The organism is Actinospica durhamensis, from assembly GCF_018139695.1.
Taxonomy (GTDB): Bacteria; Actinomycetota; Actinomycetes; order Streptomycetales; family Catenulisporaceae; genus Actinospica; species Actinospica durhamensis.
In genome coordinates this window covers 15233-35207 of the sequence record NZ_JAGSOG010000065.1, presented here as the reverse complement: position 1 = coordinate 35207, position 19975 = coordinate 15233, and the positions used below count along the sequence as shown (strand labels likewise).

General features: G+C 70.4%; 17 protein-coding genes. 12 read left to right on the top strand and 5 right to left on the bottom strand.

Annotated features, from left to right (window positions below; translation table 11 throughout):
* Positions 1-253: 253 nt before the first annotated feature.
* The 5 genes from KDL01_RS15410 to KDL01_RS15390 form a co-directional block, all read right to left on the bottom strand.
* A complete protein-coding gene (locus KDL01_RS15410; RefSeq protein WP_212529178.1) occupies positions 254-430 on the bottom strand; it encodes a thiazolylpeptide-type bacteriocin in 177 nt (58 codons plus the stop codon).
* 29 nt (positions 431-459) lie between these two features.
* On the bottom strand, positions 460-606 hold the full coding sequence (locus KDL01_RS15405) for a thiazolylpeptide-type bacteriocin (RefSeq protein WP_212529177.1): 147 nt from the start codon (positions 604-606) through the stop codon (positions 460-462).
* A gap of 421 nt (positions 607-1027) precedes the next feature.
* Entirely contained in the window at positions 1028-1708 is a 681-nt protein-coding gene (locus KDL01_RS15400; protein ID WP_212529176.1) for a sortase domain-containing protein, read from the bottom strand.
* Positions 1705-2514 carry a DUF4397 domain-containing protein gene (locus KDL01_RS15395; protein ID WP_212529175.1) on the bottom strand — a complete coding sequence of 270 codons (810 nt, stop codon included), beginning with the start codon at positions 2512-2514 and terminating at the stop codon, positions 1705-1707. Before KDL01_RS15395 ends, KDL01_RS15400 begins: the two co-directional genes overlap by 4 nt.
* 80 nt (positions 2515-2594) lie before the next feature.
* Positions 2595-3461, bottom strand: coding sequence for a hypothetical protein (locus KDL01_RS15390; protein ID WP_212529174.1), 867 nt, complete (start codon positions 3459-3461; stop codon positions 2595-2597).
* A 686-nt stretch (positions 3462-4147) separates the two neighbouring features.
* Here KDL01_RS15390 and KDL01_RS15385 point away from each other — a divergent pair.
* The 12 genes from KDL01_RS15385 to argH (KDL01_RS15330) all read left to right on the top strand — a co-directional run bounded on the left by KDL01_RS15385 (position 4148) and on the right by argH (KDL01_RS15330) (position 19947).
* Complete coding sequence (locus KDL01_RS15385) at positions 4148-6307, top strand: MMPL family transporter (RefSeq protein ID WP_212529173.1); 2160 nt, start codon at positions 4148-4150, stop codon at positions 6305-6307.
* Positions 6308-6985, top strand: coding sequence for a response regulator transcription factor (locus KDL01_RS15380; RefSeq protein ID WP_212529172.1), 678 nt, complete (start codon positions 6308-6310; stop codon positions 6983-6985).
* Positions 6982-8337 (top strand): sensor histidine kinase, encoded by a 1356-nt coding sequence (locus KDL01_RS45250; RefSeq protein WP_212529171.1) that lies wholly within the window; start codon positions 6982-6984, stop codon positions 8335-8337. The genes KDL01_RS15380 and KDL01_RS45250 overlap by 4 nt, the downstream gene beginning before the upstream one ends.
* 538 nt (positions 8338-8875) lie before the next feature.
* On the top strand, positions 8876-10207 hold the full coding sequence (locus KDL01_RS15370) for an ATP-grasp domain-containing protein (RefSeq protein ID WP_212529170.1): 1332 nt from the start codon (positions 8876-8878) through the stop codon (positions 10205-10207).
* Entirely contained in the window at positions 10204-11490 is a 1287-nt protein-coding gene (locus KDL01_RS15365) for an MFS transporter (protein WP_212529169.1), read from the top strand. Before KDL01_RS15370 ends, KDL01_RS15365 begins: the two co-directional genes overlap by 4 nt.
* 105 nt (positions 11491-11595) lie before the next feature.
* Positions 11596-12816: an argininosuccinate synthase gene (locus KDL01_RS15360; RefSeq protein ID WP_212529168.1), complete on the top strand. Its 1221-nt coding sequence runs from the start codon at positions 11596-11598 to the stop codon at positions 12814-12816.
* A gap of 6 nt (positions 12817-12822) precedes the next feature.
* Positions 12823-13857 carry an ornithine carbamoyltransferase gene (locus tag KDL01_RS15355; RefSeq protein ID WP_212529167.1) on the top strand — a complete coding sequence of 345 codons (1035 nt, stop codon included), beginning with the start codon at positions 12823-12825 and terminating at the stop codon, positions 13855-13857.
* A complete protein-coding gene (gene argH / locus KDL01_RS15350) occupies positions 13854-15293 on the top strand; it encodes an argininosuccinate lyase (protein ID WP_212529166.1) in 1440 nt (479 codons plus the stop codon). Before KDL01_RS15355 ends, argH (KDL01_RS15350) begins: the two co-directional genes overlap by 4 nt.
* Positions 15290-16072 (top strand): phytanoyl-CoA dioxygenase family protein, encoded by a 783-nt coding sequence (locus KDL01_RS15345; RefSeq protein ID WP_212529165.1) that lies wholly within the window; start codon positions 15290-15292, stop codon positions 16070-16072. Before argH (KDL01_RS15350) ends, KDL01_RS15345 begins: the two co-directional genes overlap by 4 nt.
* 20 nt (positions 16073-16092) lie before the next feature.
* On the top strand, positions 16093-17277 hold the full coding sequence (locus KDL01_RS15340) for an ATP-grasp domain-containing protein (protein WP_212529164.1): 1185 nt from the start codon (positions 16093-16095) through the stop codon (positions 17275-17277).
* Positions 17278-17294: 17 nt separating this feature from the next.
* On the top strand, positions 17295-18485 hold the full coding sequence (locus tag KDL01_RS15335) for an ATP-grasp domain-containing protein (protein ID WP_212529163.1): 1191 nt from the start codon (positions 17295-17297) through the stop codon (positions 18483-18485).
* A 49-nt stretch (positions 18486-18534) separates the two neighbouring features.
* Positions 18535-19947, top strand: a complete 1413-nt coding sequence (gene argH, locus KDL01_RS15330) for an argininosuccinate lyase (RefSeq protein WP_212529162.1) — start codon at positions 18535-18537, stop codon at positions 19945-19947.
* Positions 19948-19975 lie beyond the last annotated feature (28 nt).

Below are 19975 nucleotides of genomic sequence, written 5' to 3'. Positions count from 1 at the left end.
GGCTCTGGGCGGGGTGCCGCACCACGGTGGAGCGCACGAGGGAAGACGGCGCCAAGTGCGCTGTGGCGTACGGCATGACAGTGATCGCGTTTCCGTCGAAGTAGCTTATGCGGCAGGCGGGCCGGCACCGACCAGGTCGGCACCGGGGCTCACGAGAGTCGTCCGAAAGGGAACACCGGCCACGGGTTGCGCGCAGACTGCGTGCGACCCGTGGCCAGCGACTGCCCGCACAGGTGGGTGCGGGCCGGCATGACTACGCCGTGGTCGGGATGTCCGTCTGGGCGCACGATGAGGAAGCCTGGCAGGAGCAGTTGCCCCAGGATGCCCCGTCCTCGGGCAGCGCGACGGTGTCGCGCATCGAGGTGACGGTCAGGTCGCTGAGGTCCAGGTCCTCCAGGTCGAAACTCACGTTCTCAGTGGCGTCGGACATTGAATTCTCCCTACCGGTATGGATGAATGTCACAGATCGATGGAGCCCGGCGTCGGCTCCGCGCTGGCGCACGACGAAGAACCCTGGCACGTGCAGCCGCCCCAAGATGCTCCGTCCTCGGGCAGCGCGACGGTGTCGCGCATCGAGGTGACGGTCAGGTCGCCGAGGTCAGACATCGCGTTCTCTCTTGCCAGCGTGGACGAGCATCGACATAAACGCTGCGTGGCGCCAGAAGGTCCACGGAACTATCAAATACGTCGAATAGCATCGCAGCTCCCTGGATCCGTTCCAGAACCACCTTTGCCGGACTGGTACTTCCCTGATACTCGATCAGGTACCTACCGCCCGGGTATGACTTTGACCACAACCTGTCTGCAAGTCAAGGTGAACCCTCTCGGGTTCAAAACCCGCTTCGGTTCCAGGCGGATTCAATCGGTCGATGCAACACATCGAATCTGGCGGTGCCAGTGGATTGATCAGTGGTTTGAATGACGGCGTTGACCGGTCGGTCGCCGATGAAGTCGCCGGTTGCCCCGGCACTTCCCCGGGAGGTCGAGCGCGAACCGGTCGCCTGCAGCGCAGAGCCCGTTCCCGGTGCTACGGCTTGAGCGTGGCGAAGACGATGAGGTTGTCGAGATAGCTGCCGTCGACCAGATCGCCGGTGCAGGTGACGAGGCGGAGCTCGGCGTCCGGGGTGGGGCCGTAGACCTCGGCCGTGGGGAACTGCGTCTTCAAGGTGACCTGTGTGCCGGTGACCGCGTAGCGGACGGTCTGCTTCGTGCTCAGCTCGATGATGATCACATCGCCCGGTTGGAGGCGGTCGAGGCCGTAGAACACCGCTGCGCCCGACATCGAGTCGAGGTGTCCGGCGATGACGGCGGGGCCCGGCTGGCCGGGAACGGCGCCGCCGGTGTACCAGCCGGCCTGGTTGGTCTGGGTCGGCACGGACAGGGTGCCCGTGCTGGTCAGATAGAGCTTCTGGATCACGGCGTCCACACCGAGCGCGGCGATGCGGATCCGGATCGGTGTGACGTGCGCGCTCGAGGCTGTGGAGGCCGTGGCCGCGGGGCTCGTGGCTCCCTGCCCGCTTCCGGTCGCGTCCGACGCGCTCTGCGTCGGGAACTTCGCGCTCAGGGCTGCGTTCCGGTTCGCCCCGGCCATGTGTTCGCCGAACTCGATGCCGCCCGCGATCACCACGCCGACGCCGAGCACCATGGCCAGGATGGAGAGGGCGCGTCGGGCTGGGAGCGCGTGCTGGGCGATGTGTCGCGTTCTCATCCCGCGTAGCCCCGCAGACGCCGGCCCGCGAAGACCACGATTCCCGCGCCGGCCAGGACGACGGCCGCCCACAGCACGTCCTCGGCCACGGGAACACCCGGACGGGCGGAGCCGGCCGTGCCGCCGAGGCCGGTTTGGACGCCTCCGCGGGGGATCGCCGCCGTGCCGACCGCATCCGTCAGGTCGAGCAGGCGCGGAGTGGTGCCCGCGGAGTCGAGGACGACGAGGGTATGGGTCGTCGCCTGCTGTAGATCCATCCGTACTTGCGCGGATCCGCCAGGTGTGGCGAGTGCCAGTTCTCGAACTCCGGAGGCCACCGGCGTGTACCCGGTGACGGCGGGAAAGCGGATGCTGATCGGAGCAGTACCCTGCGATGCAGTGATCGAGACGGCGGGATCACGCAGGGAGGCCTCGATCAGCCTGATCTCCGTCTTGCCCGAGGGCGCCGTGAGTTGGTCGTCGAGGACGTCGAGGGTGAGCGCGTCGAGCGGCCCGAGCCCCGCGATCGTGTAGGCGCGGTCCGCTGCCACGGTGACGGTGGTGCTGATCACGGGGGCGGAGGTCGCGGGCGCTCCGGCGCTGCGCATGGCGACGGTGTAGATCCCTGGTGCGACCTCCTCGTACGGGGAGGCCGTCGCATACGCGACGTGGTCGAGCACGAAGTCGGCGGTGTGTCCGCCGTAAGAGTAGAGATACACGTCGACGGCCGGGGTGTCGGGTGAGAAGTGAGCCAGTCGTATCCACCCGAACGGTTCGGGGCTCGCGGCATGCGCGGGTACGCAGCTGAAGGCCGCCGCGAACGCCACGGCGGCGGCGAGCAGCCGGGCCGGGCCTCGGCGCGGTTGCGGAGTCGCTCGGGGTGGACGGGCAGGGGCGCCGGTGAGGTTCACGTGCCGCTACCGGTGAGCAGTTCGAGGGGCGCGGGCTCGGCGAACAGGACCTCGAGAGCGGGCTGTGGCGTTTGAAGCACTTCCGCGGGTGCGGGTGTGCTCGGCGCTGCGGACGTGCCGACGTCGGTGATCTGCATGGGCGCGAACGGGCTCTGCTGGCTTTCGGCGATCGTACGCAATCGTGTCGCCGCCTGCCTCGTACCGGGGACGGGATCTCCGCTGTACGTACTGATCACCACGCCAGGCCAGGGGATGTCCGGTCCGGCGCCCGGTCCGGGCGAGGTGAAGGCGGTGACGGAGAGCGAGCCGCTGTCGGAAAGTAGGGCGAGCAGCGCGCACGTGCGATTGTCGACGAGCCCCGCGGCCAGTTCGCTCCGGGCCGCCTGACTCAGCCTGAGCCGCGAGTTGGTCAGCAGTTCGGCGCCGGCGGTCCGCCGCTCGGAGCGGTCGGCCCCGAGCCGCCGGGCGTAATCGGCCGGGCCGTCCAGGGCGATCGCATCGATCTGCACGCGCCCGCTGCCCGCGCCGAACACGGCCAGCGGCTCGGTGGAGACGAGCGCGTCGAGACCGGCGCCGAACTCCCGCCGCAGCAGCGGAGTGCTCACCACGACGTCCGCCTGTTCGAGGTCGGATATCCCCGAGCGGACCGCGACCAGCGAGGTGGCCGGGAACCCCATCGAGTGCAGCAGCGCGCACTCCGTCACATCGCACGCCACCACGTGTCGGGTGCCGACCGCGCCCACGGCCCAGTGCGCGGCCGCGTACTGCGCGGTCCCGGCGGCGTACGGCGCGGACGACGCCGCCGCCGATCCGGCATCGCGGTCGGCGGTGAGCGCGACCAGGCCGGCCGTACCCGCGGCCAAAACCAAGGCGCCGGCCGCCGCGGTGGCCCACCACCGCAGGGGTATGCCTTCCTCGATCCCCCGCAGCCGGGCGACCGCGGCCCAAGCGCCGTCCCATCGGCCTCTGGTCAGAAGCGCCCTGACCGGCGGCGCGCCCCTGCGCCGTCTGGGCTGCCTGGGCTGCCAGGAAGCATTCGGCCAGGTCTCGTCCACCCGCTCGGGCCAGGAATCACTGGTCCAGGAATCGCTGGTCCCGGGGTCGGAGGTCGCGGCGCCGCCAGGCCCGCGCCCGTGTGTCTGAGCGGGATCTTCGAACACCGATTCCCCCAGCCGGCTCGGTTGCTTCGTCGTTGGCTTGACGTGCACAGATGGCGCTGAAGTGGCGAGTGGGCAACTGCCCGGTCGTGCCCGCGCCTCCACCAAGATACGCGCGGGTATTGCGCGCTGAAGTGTAGCCGTGGGCCGAGCCACGCCTCAAGGGAGGGGCACATTGAATCAGGACCGAATCAGGACCGTGACCGGGTGCGATCAGCCGCCGGGCGATCCCGCCGCCTTTCCCCGGCGTGCGAGTTCGTCCCGGACCGCCCCGGTGTCGGTGTGGTCGGGGCCGAAGACCCGTGAGTAGGCCGCCCGACCTGCGCGTAAGCGGGGTGTAAGGTGCCGGTTCCTAGCCTCTGGGTCGAGTGAACTGACCTGAGGAGGAAGTGGTGGAGAGACTCAGCGCCTGGGTGGTGCGGAACAGGCTGAAGGTGATGGTGGCTTGGTTGGCGGTCACCATTGTCGGCATTGTTGTCGCGCCGAGCGTGTCGAGCCGGCTGGTGAGCGGCATTCATGTGAACAGCGCGGCGTATACGGCCGATGCGCAGATCGCCTTGCGCTACGGGGGTGCGACTTCGGATCCGGGGGTGCTTGTTCTTGGGCTTCCGGCGGGCGAGACCGTCTCCGGTTCGGCTGCTGGTGCTCAGTTGCGTGCTGTTGACGCGGCGATTGCGAAGGCTGAGCCGCGGATGCGGGTGGTGTCGTACGCGGCGACTGGTTCGCAGGCGCTGGTCGGGCGTGGGGGCACGAGCACCGTGGTGCTCGCGTATCCGCCGGATACCAACGACGACATGACTACGGATCAGGTCGACGCGCTCACTACGGCCGCTGAGCGCGCGGCGCCCGGGCTTCATGTGGACGGCACGAGTCTGCGGGCTCTGGATGCCGGAAATACCAGCGGCGGCAATACGACGCTGATCAGTGAGCTGATCGTCGGGGCGCTCGGGGCGCTGGTGGTGCTGGTCTGGGTGTTCGGGTCGTTGCTGGCGGCGCTGCCGCTCATCATGGCGCTGATCTCGGTGTTGACGATGCAGTTGCTGATCTACGCGCTGACCTATGTCATGCCGTCGTCCTCGCCGATCAATCCGTCTGTGCAGTTCATCGTTGCGCTGCTGGGCTTGGGCCTGTCGATCGACTACTCGCTTCTGGTCGTAACCCGCTGGCGTGAGGAGCGTGCGGCGGGGCGGGACAATGCGCAGGCCGTGCATGAGGCGGTCCGGCGGGCGGGGCACTCGGTGTGGTTCAGTGGCACGGTCGCCTCGCTCGGGCTGTTCGCGCTGGTCGTGGTGCCGAACTCGCTGGTGCGCGGGATCGGCGTCTCCGGGCTCTTCATCCCCTCCAGCGCGACGCTGGTCGCGCTCACGCTGCTGCCGGCGCTCCTGTCGACGATCGGGCCGCGCCTCGACTGGCCGCGCCGACGCAGGTCGGGCAGGGCGAGCCGGTTCTGGACCGGCTGGGCTGAGCTGATCATCCGGTACCGCGTGCTCGCGGCGGTCGTGGGTCTGGGGGTCCTCGGCACGCTTGCGGGCGTCGCCGCGACCATCAACATCAGTCTGCCGACGACGAGCAGCCTGGCGACCAGCGGCAGCTACACCGACGGCCTGCGCGCGCTGGAGGCCGACGGGTTTCCCGGGGGTACGTTGACGACGGTGCCGGTCTACGTCCCGCACGCCGCCGACGCCGCATCGGTGGCCTCCGCGCTCTCCTCGCTGCCCAGCGTGCACGGGGTGGTGGCCCCGACTGGGAGCACGTGGCAGCAGGGCGGGTCGGCGATGGTCTTCGCGATTCCGGACTCCGAGGTCGGCACCTCGCAGGGCGGCACCTCGCTCGCGGACATCGAGCGCACCGTTCCGCACGGCGCGCTCGTCGGCGGAGAGGGTGCGCTCAACCTCGATGTGACCCACTCCGCCTACGGGGCGTTCCCGATCCTGTTCGCGGTCGTGGCGCTCATGACGTTCCTGCTGCTGGCGCGCGGGCTGAAGTCGATCGTGCTGCCGGCGAAGGCGGTCTTGCTCAACGCCCTGTCCGTCGCGGCCTCCTACGGGCTGCTCGTGCTGGTCTTCCAGCACGGCCTCGGCATGCAGGCGCTGTGGGGCGCGCGTAGCTACGGCGCGATCGACCGGCTCGCCCCGGTGCTGATCTTCGGGTTCCTGTTCGGCATCTCGATGGACTACGAGGTGTTCATCCTCGCCCGGGTCCGCGAGGGCTACGAGCGCACCGGCTCGACCAGGCAGGGCATCATCGAAGGCGTCTCACACACCGGGCGGCTGGTCACCAGCGCGGCGCTGATCCTGTTCTTCGCGCTCGCCTCGCTCTCGTCGGCCAACGACATCTCCGTGCGGGAGATCGCGGCGGGACTGGCCGCCGGCGTGCTGCTCGACGCGGTGGTCGTGCGGATGCTGCTGCTGCCGGCGCTGGTCTCGCTCTTCGGCCGGCTCAACTGGTGGATGCCGTCGTGGGCCGCCCGCCTGCTGCGGATCGCGCCCGACACGCCGCAGCCGCACGGGGAGCCGGCGCCGACGCCACAACCGGTAGGGGATGCTGGATAGATGCGGGTACTGGTGGTCGAGGACGAGCCGGACATGGCCGCGTCGCTCGCCTGGGGCCTCGGGGCCGAGGGCTACGTCGTGGACGTGGCGAGCGACGGCGTCGACGGGCTCTGGAAGGCGCAGGAGACCTCGCCCGACGTGATCTTCCTGGACGTGATGCTGCCCGGGATGGACGGCTACCAGGTGTGCCGGCGGCTGCGCGAGCAGGGCCTGTGGGCCCCGATTCTGATGCTCACCGCCATGGACGAGGACCTCGACCACGCCGAGGGGCTCGACTCCGGGGCCGACGACTACCTGGCCAAGCCCTTCTCCTATCCGGTACTCCTGGCCCACCTGCGCGCGCTGACCCGCCGCGGGCTCGGCGTCAGGCCCGCGGTCCTCGAGGCCGCCGGCCTGGCGCTGGACCCGGCCGCCCGCACCGTCCGCCTCCGCGGCCGGGACCTGGAGGTGACCACCCGGGAGGTCGCCGTCCTCGAACACCTGCTGCGCCGTCGCGGGCGGGTGGTGTCCAAGACCGAACTGCTCGAGCACTGCTGGGACGCGGCCTACGACGGCGGGCCCTCCGTCGTCGAGGTCACCGTCCACCGGCTGCGCCGGAAGATCGAGGCCGGCGGCGGGCCCGCGCTGATCGAGACCGTGCGCGGTGAGGGCTACCTGATCCGCGAGGAGCCGCGGTGACCGTCCGGACGCGGGTGACGGCGGTGGCGGGCGTGGCGCTGACCGTCGCGGTCGCACTCGGCCTGGTGATCCTGTACCTGGTGCAGCGCGGATCCGCGCGCGGCACCGTGGAGAACCAGCTGAGCACGTACGCCGCGCAGATCGAGCAGTCCGGCCAGGCCGGCCGGTGGCCGAATCCGCTGCCCGCCTCGCCCCTCGATGCGAACGCCGAGGCCCAGGTGCTCGCCGCGGACGGGACCACCGTTCTGGCCGCCACACGCGGCCTGACCGAGTACGACGCCGTCTACACGCTCGCGCCCGGCAGCGACACGCCGGTGCGCCGGCCCGCGGTCGACCCCGGACTCGGCAACGAACTGCAGGCCTTCGCGACACACACCACCGTGGACGGGCACGATGTCGACATCGTCACCCTGACGACGACCACCTCGCTCAGCCAGATCAACGAGACCTTCGCCCGGCTCCTGCTGATCGGCGTCCCGGCCATCCTGCTGCTGGCGAGCGGCACCGTCTGGCTGGTGGTGGGCAGGGCACTGCGACCGGTCGAGCAGATCCGCCGCACCACCACCGAGATCACCGCGGCCGACCTCTCCCGGCGCGTGCCCGAACCCGCCGCCCGCGACGAGATCGGCGAACTGGCCCGCACCATGAACGGCATGCTCGCCCGCATCGAGGACTCGGCGGTGCGCCAGCGCAGATTCGTCGCCGACGCCTCGCACGAACTGCGCACCCCGCTCGCAGCCATCCGCACCACGCTCGAAGTCGGCCTCGCCCACCCGGAACACGCACCGTGGAGTGAGATCGCCGAACGCGTCATGCGCCAGTCCACCAGGCTCGAATCCCTCGTCGAGCGACTGCTGCTGCTCGCCCGCAGCGACGACCGGCACCTGGTTCAGGCACGCCGCCCCGTCGCGCTCGAGCCGCTCGTCCGGGAGGTCTGCGCGAGCACCGGCACCGCACGGGTGCCCGTCGAGTTTCACCCAACCGCCGCCGCCGCGCAGGCACGGGTGCTCGGCGAACCCGAGCAGTTGGAGCGGTTGCTGCGCAACATCCTGGACAACGCGATCCGCCATGCCCGCACAAGCGTGGCGCTCAGCGTCGACGCGGCCGCGCCCGACACCGTGGCGATCGAGATCGCGGACGACGGCCCGGGGATCCCGGCCGAGGAGCGCGAGCGTGTCTTCGACCGCTTCGTCCGCCTCGATGCGAGCCGCGAGCGCGGGAGTGGGACCAGCGGCCTCGGCCTCGCCCTCGCGAAGGAGATCGCGGCCGCCCACGGCGGGTCCATCACGATCGCAGACGCACCCGGCGGCGGCGCGCTGGTGCGCATCGTCTTGCCCCGCACCGCCGACTGAGCACGCGAGATGCACCGTTTGCCGGATTGAGGAGCGTGCCAGCGGTCATGTCCTCGGCGGGTCTTGATCATGTACATGTATGGGTTGATGGAATCCTGGACGGGCCAGCGTCTCAGTAGCCGATACTTTCGCTCGCCATCCACTACTTAACGGCTCGGACAAGCGGTGCAATGCCCAGCCCGGTCGGTCAATCTAGCCATATGCGCTGCTCATCGCCATAGTAGATAACTAGATACTCACCACAGGATAACTCGGCGTATGAGGCTTGCGATGCCGCCTCGTGTTGCGCCTGTCATGTATCTGTGACAGATGTTGAGACAGTTTTGCCAGGGCACGATGACATCTCTCATACTCCTCTGAGTCTCGTGAGCATCGTCCGTCACCATGTCGGGGCGCCCAGTGATGGGGTCGCCCGGCTTCGTCATGGGCTAGGTCACGTGGCACATGGCACTGATATGCATGACTTGTCGAGAGAGCGGCCGCGGCGGATCGTCGGGGTGGAGCTCGCGCCGGGAACCACGTGTAAGCGGGGAAGCACATGAACGGTACGTCATCGATCACGCATGTCCTGGCGGGCTTCAGCGTCGCCTGGATCGGGCACCTGGACCGGCTGCTGCCGGCCGGGTCGCTGGCTGTCGTCGACGAGCCGGAGATCATCGAGCGGCGGCGGATCGGGGAGCGGGTCGCGCCGTTCCGCTGTGTGGGGGCGGTGATCGCCGCGCCTACGCAGGATGAGGCGGGGGCGGAAGGGCTCGCCGATGTCGTCTCCCGGCCCGAGGGCGTTCGGGTCGTCATGCCGGGCGTCGAGTACGGCGTCGTCGCCGCGGCTGCTCTGGCGCACGCCTGGGGGGTGCCGGGCGCGGGGCTTTCGGCGGCCCGGACGCTGCGCGACAAGAGCGAGCTGCGCCGGGCCGGCGAGCGGGTCGGGCTGCCGCAGCCGGCCTGGCGGGTCGTCGAGGGCCCGGAGGATCTCGCTCGGTTCCGCGACGGCCTCGGCACGCGGGAGTACGTGCTCAAGCCCACGAACCGGCAGGCCAGTCTCGGCGTGCAGCTGCTCGGCCCGCAGGACGACGTCGCGCAGGCCTGGCGGATCGCCGTCGAGGCGCAGGAGCCGTTCCTGCGCGCCGGGTACGCTCAGGCCGCTCGATACCAGGCCGAGGAGCGGTTGCACGGGCCCGAAGTCAGCGTGGAGGCGCTGGTCCGTGCCGGGGACGTCGTCTTCTTCAACATCACCGCCAAGCAGGTCCAGCCCGGCCGCCATCCGGTCGAGAGCGGTCACTCCGTGCCGGCCGCGGTGTCGCCGGAGGCCGACCGGGCTCTGCGACACCGCATGCGGGACCTGATCGCGGCCACGGAGTTCCACAGCGGCGTGCTGCACGCCGAGTGGATCCTGGTCGGCGACGTCGAGCCGCACCTGATCGAGTGCGCCGGCCGGCTGCCGGGAGACGGCATCGTCGAGCTGATCGACCTCGCGTACGGCGGCGACCTGCTCGCCGATCTGCTGCACGTGCTGGACGTGGACGGCGGCGACGGGCGCGGTCCGAACGGGTCCAGCCGGCCCGGTCTGGAGCGGCGTGCCCGGCGCGGCGCGGCGGTGCGCTTCCTGAGTTCTGCTCCCGGCCGCGTGGCGGCGGTCGACGGAGTGGACGCGGCGGGCAACGCCGAAGGGGTCCACTCGGTCCAGGTGGACGTGGCCGAGGGCACCGTCGTGGGCGAGGTCACCAGTTCCTGGAGCCGGGCCGGCGAAGTGGTCGCCACCGGTGCCGACGCCGCCGAAGCCGTGCGCAACACCGAACGTGCCGCGGCGCTCGTCGAGATCGTGACCGCCGCGCCCGCGGCCGCCGCGGCTGCGACGGACGGAACGGCGTGAACCAGCTCACCGCGGACCCGCCCGTCCCCACCGCCTCCCGGCGCAGCAGGCTCCTGACATGGCTTCCGTCCGGCCGGAACCTGCGGGCCTTCGCCCTGGCCGAGATGGTCGACTCGATCGGCACCGGCCTCTACCTGGTGGGGGCCGCGGTCTTCTGCCTCAGGGCGGCCGGACTGACCGGCGCCCAGACCGGCCTCGGCATGACGGTGGCCGGCCTGGTCGGGTTCCTCGCCGCCGCGCCGGTCGGCGCCCTGGGCGAGCGGATCAACCCGCAGCGGCTGCTGCGGCTCATCCAGATCTGGCGCGGGCTGTGGTTCGCCGCCCTCGCGTTCACGCACGGTCTGGTCCCGTTCACCGCGATCAACATGGCCATCGCCCTGGGCACCGGCGCCGTGGTCCCGCTGTCCCAGAGCATCGTGGGCAGCATGGCGGCGGACGCCGAGCGCACCAAGACGCTGGCGACCATCCGCTCGATCCGCAACGTGGGCTTCTCGCTCGGCGCCTTGGCGGCCGCGCCGCTCATCGCCGTCAACACCGTGACCTCCCTGCGCGGCATCGTCCTGGGCGACGCCGCGTCTTTCGCGCTCTCGGCCTTCCTGCTCGGCCGGATGCGGATCCCGGCGCGTCTGACGGTGACGGTGCGCAACCCGTGGGCCGCGCTCGCCCGCTTCCGGGACCGCCCCTACGCCCGCCTGGCGGTCGTCAACGGCCTGCTGAGCCTGCACATGTCCATGCTCTCCGTGGGCATCCCGATCTGGGTCCTCAAACACACCAGGGCCCCGGCCAGCCTGCTCGCGGTGCTGGTCACGGTGAACACCGTCATGGCCATCGCCTTCCAGGTGCCCATCGCGGCCCGGGCCGGGGAGAGCGCCGCGGCGTTCCGGCGCATCGTGCGGTACACGGGCCTGGTCCTGGCCGGCTGCTGCGGGGTGCTGCTGCTCGCCGCCAAGGTCGACGCCTGGGCGGCCGCGGCGCTGCTGGTCGCCGCCATCGCGCTGCTCACCTTCGGCGAGATCTGGCAGGCCATCGTCGGCTGGGAGCTGTCCTACCGCTACGCCGACCCCGAGCAGCGGGTGCTCTACCTGTCGATCTTCAGCCTCGGCGGCTCCGCCCAGCAGATCATCGGGCCGGCCCTGCTCACGGCCGGGGTGATCAGGCTCGGCACGCCCGGCTGGCTGGCGCTGGCCCTGGTGTTCGCCGCGCTTCCGGCCGCTCTGGCCGGACCGGCCATCAGGACACTGGACCGCCGGGTCGAAGACCGGTCGGCCCAGCCCGCGATCTGACCCGCCCCACCGCCTTTCTCGAACCGCATGCCTTCGACCGTCGCGCCCTGACCGCAGCCCATAGCGGATCCGGGGACACAGAACCGAACTGAGGAGCACTCACCCATGAGCAAGCCCCGCAAGATCGTCCTGGCCTTCTCCGGAGGGCTGGACACCTCGGTCATCCTGAAATGGCTTCAGCTCGAGTACGACGCCGAGATCGTCACGTACACCGCCGACCTCGGCCAGGGCGAGGAGCTGGAGATCGCCCGGGAGCGCGCCCTGGCCCTCGGCGTCAAGCCGGAGAACATCTTCATCGAGGACCTCCGGCACGAACTCGTGTCCGAGTACGCCTTCCCGGTGTACCGCGCGAACGCGGTCTACGAGGGCTACTACCTGATGGGGACCCCCATCGCCCGGCCGCTGGTCGGCAAGCGGCAGATCGAGATAGCGCGCCGCGTCGGCGCCGACGCCGTCGCCCACGGGGCCACCGGCAAGGGCAACGACCAGTTGCGGTTCGAGCTGGCCTACTACGCGCTGGCCCCGGACATCCAGGTGATCGCGCCCTGGCGCGAGTGGGACATGGCCGGCCGCGCGGACCTGATCGCCTTCGCCGACGCGCACGACATCCCCGTCGCCAAGGACAAGCGCGGTGAGGCCCCTTACTCGGCCGACGCCAACATGCTGCACATCTCGTGCGAGGGCAAGGAACTCGAGGACCCGTGGATCACCCCGGAGAGCGAGGCCTGGGTCCGGGTCACCTCGCCGGAGGACGCCCCCGACCAGCCGACCACGATCGAGGTGGAGTTCGTCCAGGGCGACCCGGTCGCCATCGACGGCGAGGCCCTCGACCCGGTGGCCCTGCTGACCCGGCTCAACGAGCTCGGCTCGGCGAACGGTATCGGGCGGCTGGACATCGTCGACCACCGCTACACCGGGATGAAGTGCCGCGGCCTGTTCGAGAACCCGGGCGGCACCATCTGGCAGTACGCCCACCGCGCCATCGAGTCGATCACCCTCGACCGGGGCGAGGCACACCTCAAGGACGAGCTGATGCCGCGCTACGCGGAGCTGATCTACAACGGCCTGTGGTTCTCCCCGGAGCGCGAGATGCTCCAGGCGCTCATCGACAAGAGCCAGCAGCACGTCACCGGCACGGTGCGGCTGAAGCTGTACAAGGGCAACGTCATCGTCGAGGGCCGTAAGAGCCCGTACTCCCTCTACGCACGCGACCTGGTCTCCTTCGAGGCCGGCGGCGAGTACCGGCAGCACGACGCGACCGGCTTCATCCGCCTCAACGCCCTGCGGCTGCGCCAGCTGGCCGCCGCGCGGCAGGAAGTTCTGTAACCGGCCATGAATCTCAAGCATCTGTTGACCATGGATGACCTGACCACGGCCGACGTCCACGGCCTCGTCGCGGTGGCCGACGTGCTGGAGGGGCACGCCCGGCGCTTGGGCCATCTGCCCCACCTGCTGCGCGGCAAGTGCCTCGGCATGATCTTCGACGAGACCTCGCTGCGGACCCGCAGCGCCTTCGAGCGGGCCATCGGCGACCTGGGCGGCCAGGCGATCCACTACAACGGCGCCGAGGCCCGGGTCGGGCGCCACGCCGCCAAGGCCGAACACCTGCCCGACTTCGTGAACGTCGCCGGCCGGTTCAACGACGCCCTGCTGAGCCGGATCTACGATTTCGCCGCGCAGGAGCGGATCTGCGAGCTCTCGCCGGTCCCCTTCATCAACGGCATGTGCGACAAGCACCACCCCACGCAGGCGCTGTGCGACTTCCTGACCATCAAGCGGCAGTTCGGCACGATGGCCGGCATCGAGATCGCCTTCGTCGGCGACGGCACGAACATCGCCCTGTCCCTGGCGCAGACCGCCGCCAAGGTCGGCGCGCGCTTGACCTGCGCGACGCCCGAGGACATGGCGCTGCCGGTCGAACTCGTCGCCCGCCTGGACGGATTCACCGCCACCACCGACCCGCTGGAAGCCCTCGACGGTGCCCACGTGGTGGTCGCCGACGCGTGGATCCCGATGAACAAGGCCCATGAGGCGCAGGAGCGCCGCGCCGTGCTCGCGCCCTACCGGATCACGCCGGAGCTGATGGCCCGGGCCCGTCCCGACGCCGTCTTCCTGCACAATCTGCCGGCATACCGGGGCGACGAGGTCGTGCCCGAGGTCATCGACGGGCCGCAGTCGCTGATCTACCCGGAAGCCGTCTCCCGGCTGCACATCGCCCGGGCGCTGCTGCTGTGGTGCCTGCGCCCCGACTGGGCGGACCTGGCCGAAGCCGCGGCCGAGGCGACCGAGTCGGCCCAGTCGGCCGAGGAGTTCGACGCCCGACTGGCCGAGATCGCCGACCGTTCGTTCACCAAGGTGTCCGTGTGAGCGCCCAGGGGGTGCGGGCCGAGGCGGCCGCGCACATGGCCGCGATCGGCGCGAGCGCGCACTACGACCACCGACTGGCCCCGTACGACGTCGTGGTCTCCCGGGAGCATGTCGCCATGCTGGCGCGGCAGGAGATCATCCCGTCGGACGCGGCGGCCGGCCTGCTCGCCGGCCTGGCAGAACTCGAAGAGCAGCTCCGGTCGGCCAAGCCGGTGCTGGACCCGGACGCCGAGGACGTGCACACGGCGATCGAGCAGTACCTGGAGGAGCGGATCGGGGCCGACGCGGGTTGGCTCGGGACCGCGCGGGCCCGCAACGACCTCGCGGTGACCGCGCTCCGGCTCTGGCTGCGCGACCAGACGGCCGAGTTGGGCGCGACGCTCGTGGCGCTGGCCCAGGCGCTGGCGGCGCAGGCCGAGGAGCACGCGGGGACCGTCATGCCCGGGTTCTCGCATCTCCAGGTCGCGCAACCGGTCACCTTCGGCCACATCTGCCTCGCCTACGCGGAGGCGTTCCTGCGCGACGCCAAGCGACTCGGCTTCGTACGGGCGCTGCAGGACGAATGCCCGATGGGTGCCGGGGCGCTGGCCGGCACCGGATTCCCGATCGACCGCGACTCGGTGGCGCGGGGCCTGGGCTTCCGTCTGCCCTCGGCGAACTCCGTCGAGAGCGTCGGGGACCGGGGGTTCGCGCTCGACTTCCTGAGCGCCGGCGCCTCCATCGCCCTCAACCTCTCCCGCTTCGGCGCCGAGATCGTGTTCTGGTCCTCGCAGCCGGTCGGGCTGATCTCGCTGCCCGACGAACTGGTCAGCTCCTCGGCCGCGCTTCCGCACAAGCGGAACCCGGACGCGGCCGAACTGGTCCGCGGCAAGACCGGTCGGGTCCTGGGCAACCTGTACGCGCTCCAGACCGTGGTGAAGGGGCTGCCCCTGAGCTACTTCCGGGACCTGCAGGAGGACAAGGAGCCGCTGTTCGACACGGCGGACACGCTGCGGCTGTCCCTGAACGCCGCGGTCTCGCTGGCCACCCTGATGCGGCCGAACACGGCCACGATGCGGGACCGCACCGACGTCGCCTTCATCACCTCCAGCGACTTCGCCGAGTGGCTGACCCGGGAGCAGCGGATCCCGTTCCGGGAAGCCCACCACCTCGTCGCGAAGCTGGTGCGCGCGGCCGGAGAACTCGGCTGTTCACTCGGCGAGCTGCCGGTGGACGTCCGGCGCGGCGTCGACGAGCGCCTCGCTCTCACGCAGTGGCCTGACATCACCGTCGAGGCCTCGGCCGCGGCGCGCACCAGCCAGGGCGGGACGGCGCCGGAGCGCGTACGCGAGGCCGCCGCGCTGCTGCGCACGAGGCTGGCCGAGGCCCAGGACGCCTTCCGGCCGGATGAGCCGGATCACGAAACCCCAGCGGACGGAAACGGAGACCAGCGGTGACCGCGACGGACTTGACCGAGCAGACGGAGCAGTACTGGAAGGACGGGTACACCGTTCTGCGCGGCGTCTACGACGAGGCGCAGGTCGAGACCCTGCGCGCGGAGAGCGAGCGCCTCTGGGAGCTCGAAGGGCTCGACGACGATCTCAACCTGCGTACGGAGTTCCGGCGCGGACCCGACGGCACCCACGTCTTCGACCGGCTCGACCCGGTCCTGGACATCTCGCCGGCCCTCAACGGTGCCGCGCGGCATCCGAGGCTGCTGGCCGCTCTGGCGACCATCCTCGGCGGCGACTCCAAGCTGCTCAAGTGCAAGCTGATCCGCAAGGAGCCGGGGGTGAACGGCTACGCCGTGCACCAGGACTTCCTGTACTGGACGTGGCTCGAGACGGAGCCGGACGCGCTGTGCACGGCGGTCATCAACCTCTATCCCTGCGATGAGCGCTCCGGCGGGATCGGCTTCTACCGCGGCGCGCACCGGCAGCTGATCCCCGGCCCGCCGGACAATCCCGAGGGCGACTGCGACCCGGCGCGGCTGGACGAGTCGGACATCGTCTTCCCCGCCCTGGAGGCCGGCGACGTCCTCGTCTTCCACGCGTTGACCCCGCACCGCAGCGGCCGCAACGACAGCGAGCTGCCGCGCACGGTACTGCTGCCCTCGTACTGTGTCTCCGACGACGACGCGCTGTATCAGCGGTATTACAAGCGCGAAGTCGTGCGGCGCTGCCAGGAACTGGTGGGCTTCGAGCGGTACTTCGAGCGCAACGACGCGCTGGTCTGACGAATTCGAAAGTGATGGATATGCATATACTTTTGCTGCATCCGGTCTCGGACTGGTCGCTGGAACGCGTCGCCGAGATCTGCGCCCGGGAGGGGTGGCTGCTGACGATCGCGACGATCGAGAGCGCCACCATCGGGGACGCGATCCCGACGCTGCACGAGTGGATCAGGGTGCCGGCTCTCACCGACGACCCCCGGGAACTGCTCGCCCAGATCGGCTCCCGCCGCTTCGACGCGGTGGTCGCGGGCAACGAGTTCGCGGTGGTCGCGGCCGATGTGCTGGCCCGGGAGCTGGGTCTGCACCACAACGACGTCGAGAAGATCCGCGCCTCGCGGAACAAGCCGCTGATGCGCGAGGCGTTCGAGCGGCACGGCGTCCCGCAGCCCCGGACCATCGCCAGGTTCGCCTCGCTGGAGGAGAGCCGGGGATTCGACTGGGAATCGGTGGCCTTCCCGGTGATCGTCAAGCCGATCGACATGGCCATGAGCCTGTTCGTGCGCCGTTGCGAGTCCCGCGCGGAAGTCGAGGAGACCATCGCGCGGATGGCCGATTTCAAGCTCTCGCGGCTGACCAACTACGTGTTCGCGACCGGCGCGCTCGTGGAGGAGTACGCGGAAGGGCCCGAGTTCAGCATCGAGTGCGTGGTTCAGGACGGAAGCGTCGTCGCGTACTCCTTCACCCGGAAGTTCGTCTCCCCGCTGCCCACCTGCTACGAGGTCGCCCACCTCACGGGCGAGGAGATCCCGGAGCGCCACCGCGGCGACCTGCTGGCGGCGTGCGAGAACATCGCGGCCGGCTGGGGCCTGGTCCGCGGAGTGATGCACGTCGAGTTCAAGATGACCGACGAGCGGCTGAGCGTCATCGAGGCCGGAGCCCGTCCGCCCGGAGACCACGTGCCGGAACTGGTCGAACTCCAGCACGGCTTCTCCCTCGAGGAGGCCTTCCTCCACAGCCGGCTCGGCCTCGACTGGAAGGCGCCCGACCGCCCGCACCGGGACGAAGAGGTCTGGCACGGGATCCGCTTCGAGTACGAGGAGCGGTCCGCCGCGACGCGTCCGGAGAGCGTCGAGGTGCTGCGGGCCGAGAACAGCCTGGACGGAATCGTGGCCGGCGCGGACCTCTTCTCGGTCAACAGCCGGACCGGTTACGCCCTGGTGCGCGGCACGTCCTCGTCCGATCTGGACGACTATCTGCGGGCTCTGTAGAGGTGGATGAGAGACACGTGTCGAACGCCAAGCGGGTCATCGTGGTGGGCGGCGGACCAGGGCTCTGCGACCGGGTGCGCCTGCTCGGCGCGGCCGTCACGCTCGTGGAGCCGCCCGGCCACTATGACGCGGACCTGGTCGCCCTCGCCGAACGCAGCGTGCTGACGAGCTATGACGACCCGGCGCTGATCCCGATGCTGGCGGCGATCCATCGCGAGACCCCGTTCAGCGCGGTGCTCTCGCTCACGGAGCTCGGCCTGCTGCCCGCGGCGAAGATCGCGCAGGAGCTGGGCGTGCCGGGACTGTCACCGGAGACGGTCGGCCGTACCCGGGACAAGTTCGCCATGCGGCAATGGCTGCGGGATCAGGGGTTTTCGAAGACTCCCTGCGCGCTCGTGCGCGACGCCGCCGACATCCGGGCGTTCGCGAACGAGCACGGCTACCCGGTGATCGTCAAGCCGCGCCACGGCCAGGGCAGCGAGCACGTGTCCTGCTTCCGCCGGCCCGAGGACGTGCTCGCGCCGGCCGAGGCAGGAGACGAGTACATCGCGGAGCCGTTCCTGGACGGCCCGGAGTTCTCGGTGGAGGCGTTCAGCCGCGCCGGCGCCCACCACGTGATCGCGATCACCGGCAAGCTCACCCAGGACGACGACCCCGAGAACCCGTTCGTGGAGATCGGCCACGTCGTCCCCGCGCCGATCGCTCCGGAGGCGGCGACGGCGATCACGCAGTACGTCGCCGGGTTCCTCGGCGCCATGGGGATCACCGACGGCGTCAGCCACACCGAGCTGCGCCTGACGGCCTCGGGGCCCGAGGTCGTCGAGACGCACACCCGGGTCGGCGGGGACTCGATCCCCACGCTCGTACGGCAGGCCACCGGATACGACCTGCTCGACCTCGCGGCCCAGTGGCCGCTGGAGCCGGACCGGCCGTATCAGCCGGCGCCCACCACCGCCGGCGCGGCCGCGATCCGGTTCTTCACGCCCCCGCCGGGAACGGTCCTCGGCGTCAGCGGGGTCCAGCGCTGGCAGGGGCTGCCCGGCGTGCTGAAGCTGCACCTGCCCCTGGCCGCCGGAGACGAGATCCCGGCCATCCGCGACTCCCACACCCGGGTCGGCTACGTGCTGGCCGCCGCGGCGAGCGCCGAACAGGCGCTCGAGGTGTGCCGACAGGTCATCTCGGGGGTCCGCATCGATGTCCGCCGGTGACACTCCCCCGAACGCACCCATCCCCTCCACCCAGACAGGAAGCACCCACGTGCAAGACGACACCACCAAGGACGCGGCGGCGAAGGGCGACCTGATCCGCGGCCGGTTCGACGAGGGCCTGGACGAGGTGATGGCGCAGATCAACGCCTCCATCGGCTTCGACCGCCGGATGGCGATGCAGGACATCGACAACTCCGTCGCCCACGTCACGATGCTCTCCGAGCAGGGCATCGTCTCCGCCGAGGACGCCGCGTCGATCAAGCAGGGCCTCGAGGCGATCCGGATCGAGATCACCGCCGGCGAGTTCGTGTACTCGGTCGAACTCGAAGACATCCACATGAACATCGAGGCCCGCCTCGGCGAGCTCATCGGCCCGGCGGCGGGCCGGCTGCACACCGCGCGCAGCCGCAACGACCAGGTCGCCACCAGCTTCCGGCTCTGGGTGCGCGACGCGCACGACCGCGCCTCGCAGCTGGTCGAGCGGCTCATCGGGGTGCTGCTCGAGCAGGCCGGAGCGCACACGGAATCCATCATGCCGGGCTACACCCACCTGCAGAGCGCGCAGCCGGTGTCCTTCGGCCACCACCTGATGGCGTACGTCGAGATGTTCGGGCGCGACCGCGGCCGGCTGCGCGACTCGCGGGACCGGATGAACGAATCTCCCCTCGGCGCGGCGGCACTGGCCGGCACCTCGTTCCCGATCGACCGCGAGCGCACCGCCGAGCTGCTGGGCTTCGCCCGGCCGATGCACAACTCGCTGGACGCGGTCTCGGACCGGGACTTCGCCCTCGAATACCTCTCGGCGGCCTCCCTGTGCATGACGCACCTGTCCCGCCTGGCCGACGAGATCGTGCTGTGGATGTCCCCGCAGTACCGGTTCGTCGAACTCTCGGACGCCTGGACCACCGGCTCCTCGATCATGCCGCAGAAGCGCAACCCGGACGCCGCCGAGCTGATCCGGGGCAAGACCGGCCGCGTCCACGGCGCGCTGGTCGGCCTGCTGACGGTGATGAAGGCGCTGCCGCTGACGTTCTCCAAGGACATGCAGGAGGACAAGGAGACGACCTTCGACGCCGCGGACACCCTGGAGCTGTGTCTCAAGGCCATGATCGGCATGATCGGCGACCTGCGGGTGCGGACCGCCGCGCTGCGCGCGGCGGCCGGCTCCGGCCACGCGACGGCGACCGACCTGGCCGACTGGCTCACCCGCGAGCTCGGCATGCCGTTCCGGGAGGCGCACCACATCACCGGCCGGCTCGTCCGGCTGGCGGACGAACGGGACCGCGACCTGGCGGAGCTTTCGCTGGAGCAGATGCGCGAGATCGACGCCCGCATCACCGCGGACGTGTTCACCGTCCTGGGCGTGGAGGACTCGGTGACCTCGCGCCGCAGTCTCGGCGGCACCTCGCCCAAGCGGGTGGCCGAGGAGGTCGCGGCATGGCGCGAGCGCCTCGGCAAGTGATCCCACACTACTGAGCCAAGACAACTGA

What these genes read in the sequence shown, in the direction of transcription:
- KDL01_RS15410 (WP_212529178.1), bottom strand. Translation starts at nt 430, where the DNA reads ATGTCCGACGCCACTGAGAACGTGAGTTTCGACCTGGAGGACCTGGAC.
- KDL01_RS15405 (WP_212529177.1), bottom strand. Translation starts at nt 606, where the DNA reads ATGTCTGACCTCGGCGACCTGACCGTCACCTCGATGCGCGACACCGTC.
- KDL01_RS15400 (WP_212529176.1), bottom strand. Translation starts at nt 1,708, where the DNA reads ATGAGAACGCGACACATCGCCCAGCACGCGCTCCCAGCCCGACGCGCC.
- KDL01_RS15380 (WP_212529172.1), top strand. Translation starts at nt 6,308, where the DNA reads ATGCGGGTACTGGTGGTCGAGGACGAGCCGGACATGGCCGCGTCGCTC.
- KDL01_RS15370 (WP_212529170.1), top strand. Translation starts at nt 8,876, where the DNA reads ATGAACGGTACGTCATCGATCACGCATGTCCTGGCGGGCTTCAGCGTC.
- KDL01_RS15360 (WP_212529168.1), top strand. Translation starts at nt 11,596, where the DNA reads ATGAGCAAGCCCCGCAAGATCGTCCTGGCCTTCTCCGGAGGGCTGGAC.
- KDL01_RS15355 (WP_212529167.1), top strand. Translation starts at nt 12,823, where the DNA reads ATGAATCTCAAGCATCTGTTGACCATGGATGACCTGACCACGGCCGAC.
- KDL01_RS15340 (WP_212529164.1), top strand. Translation starts at nt 16,093, where the DNA reads ATGCATATACTTTTGCTGCATCCGGTCTCGGACTGGTCGCTGGAACGC.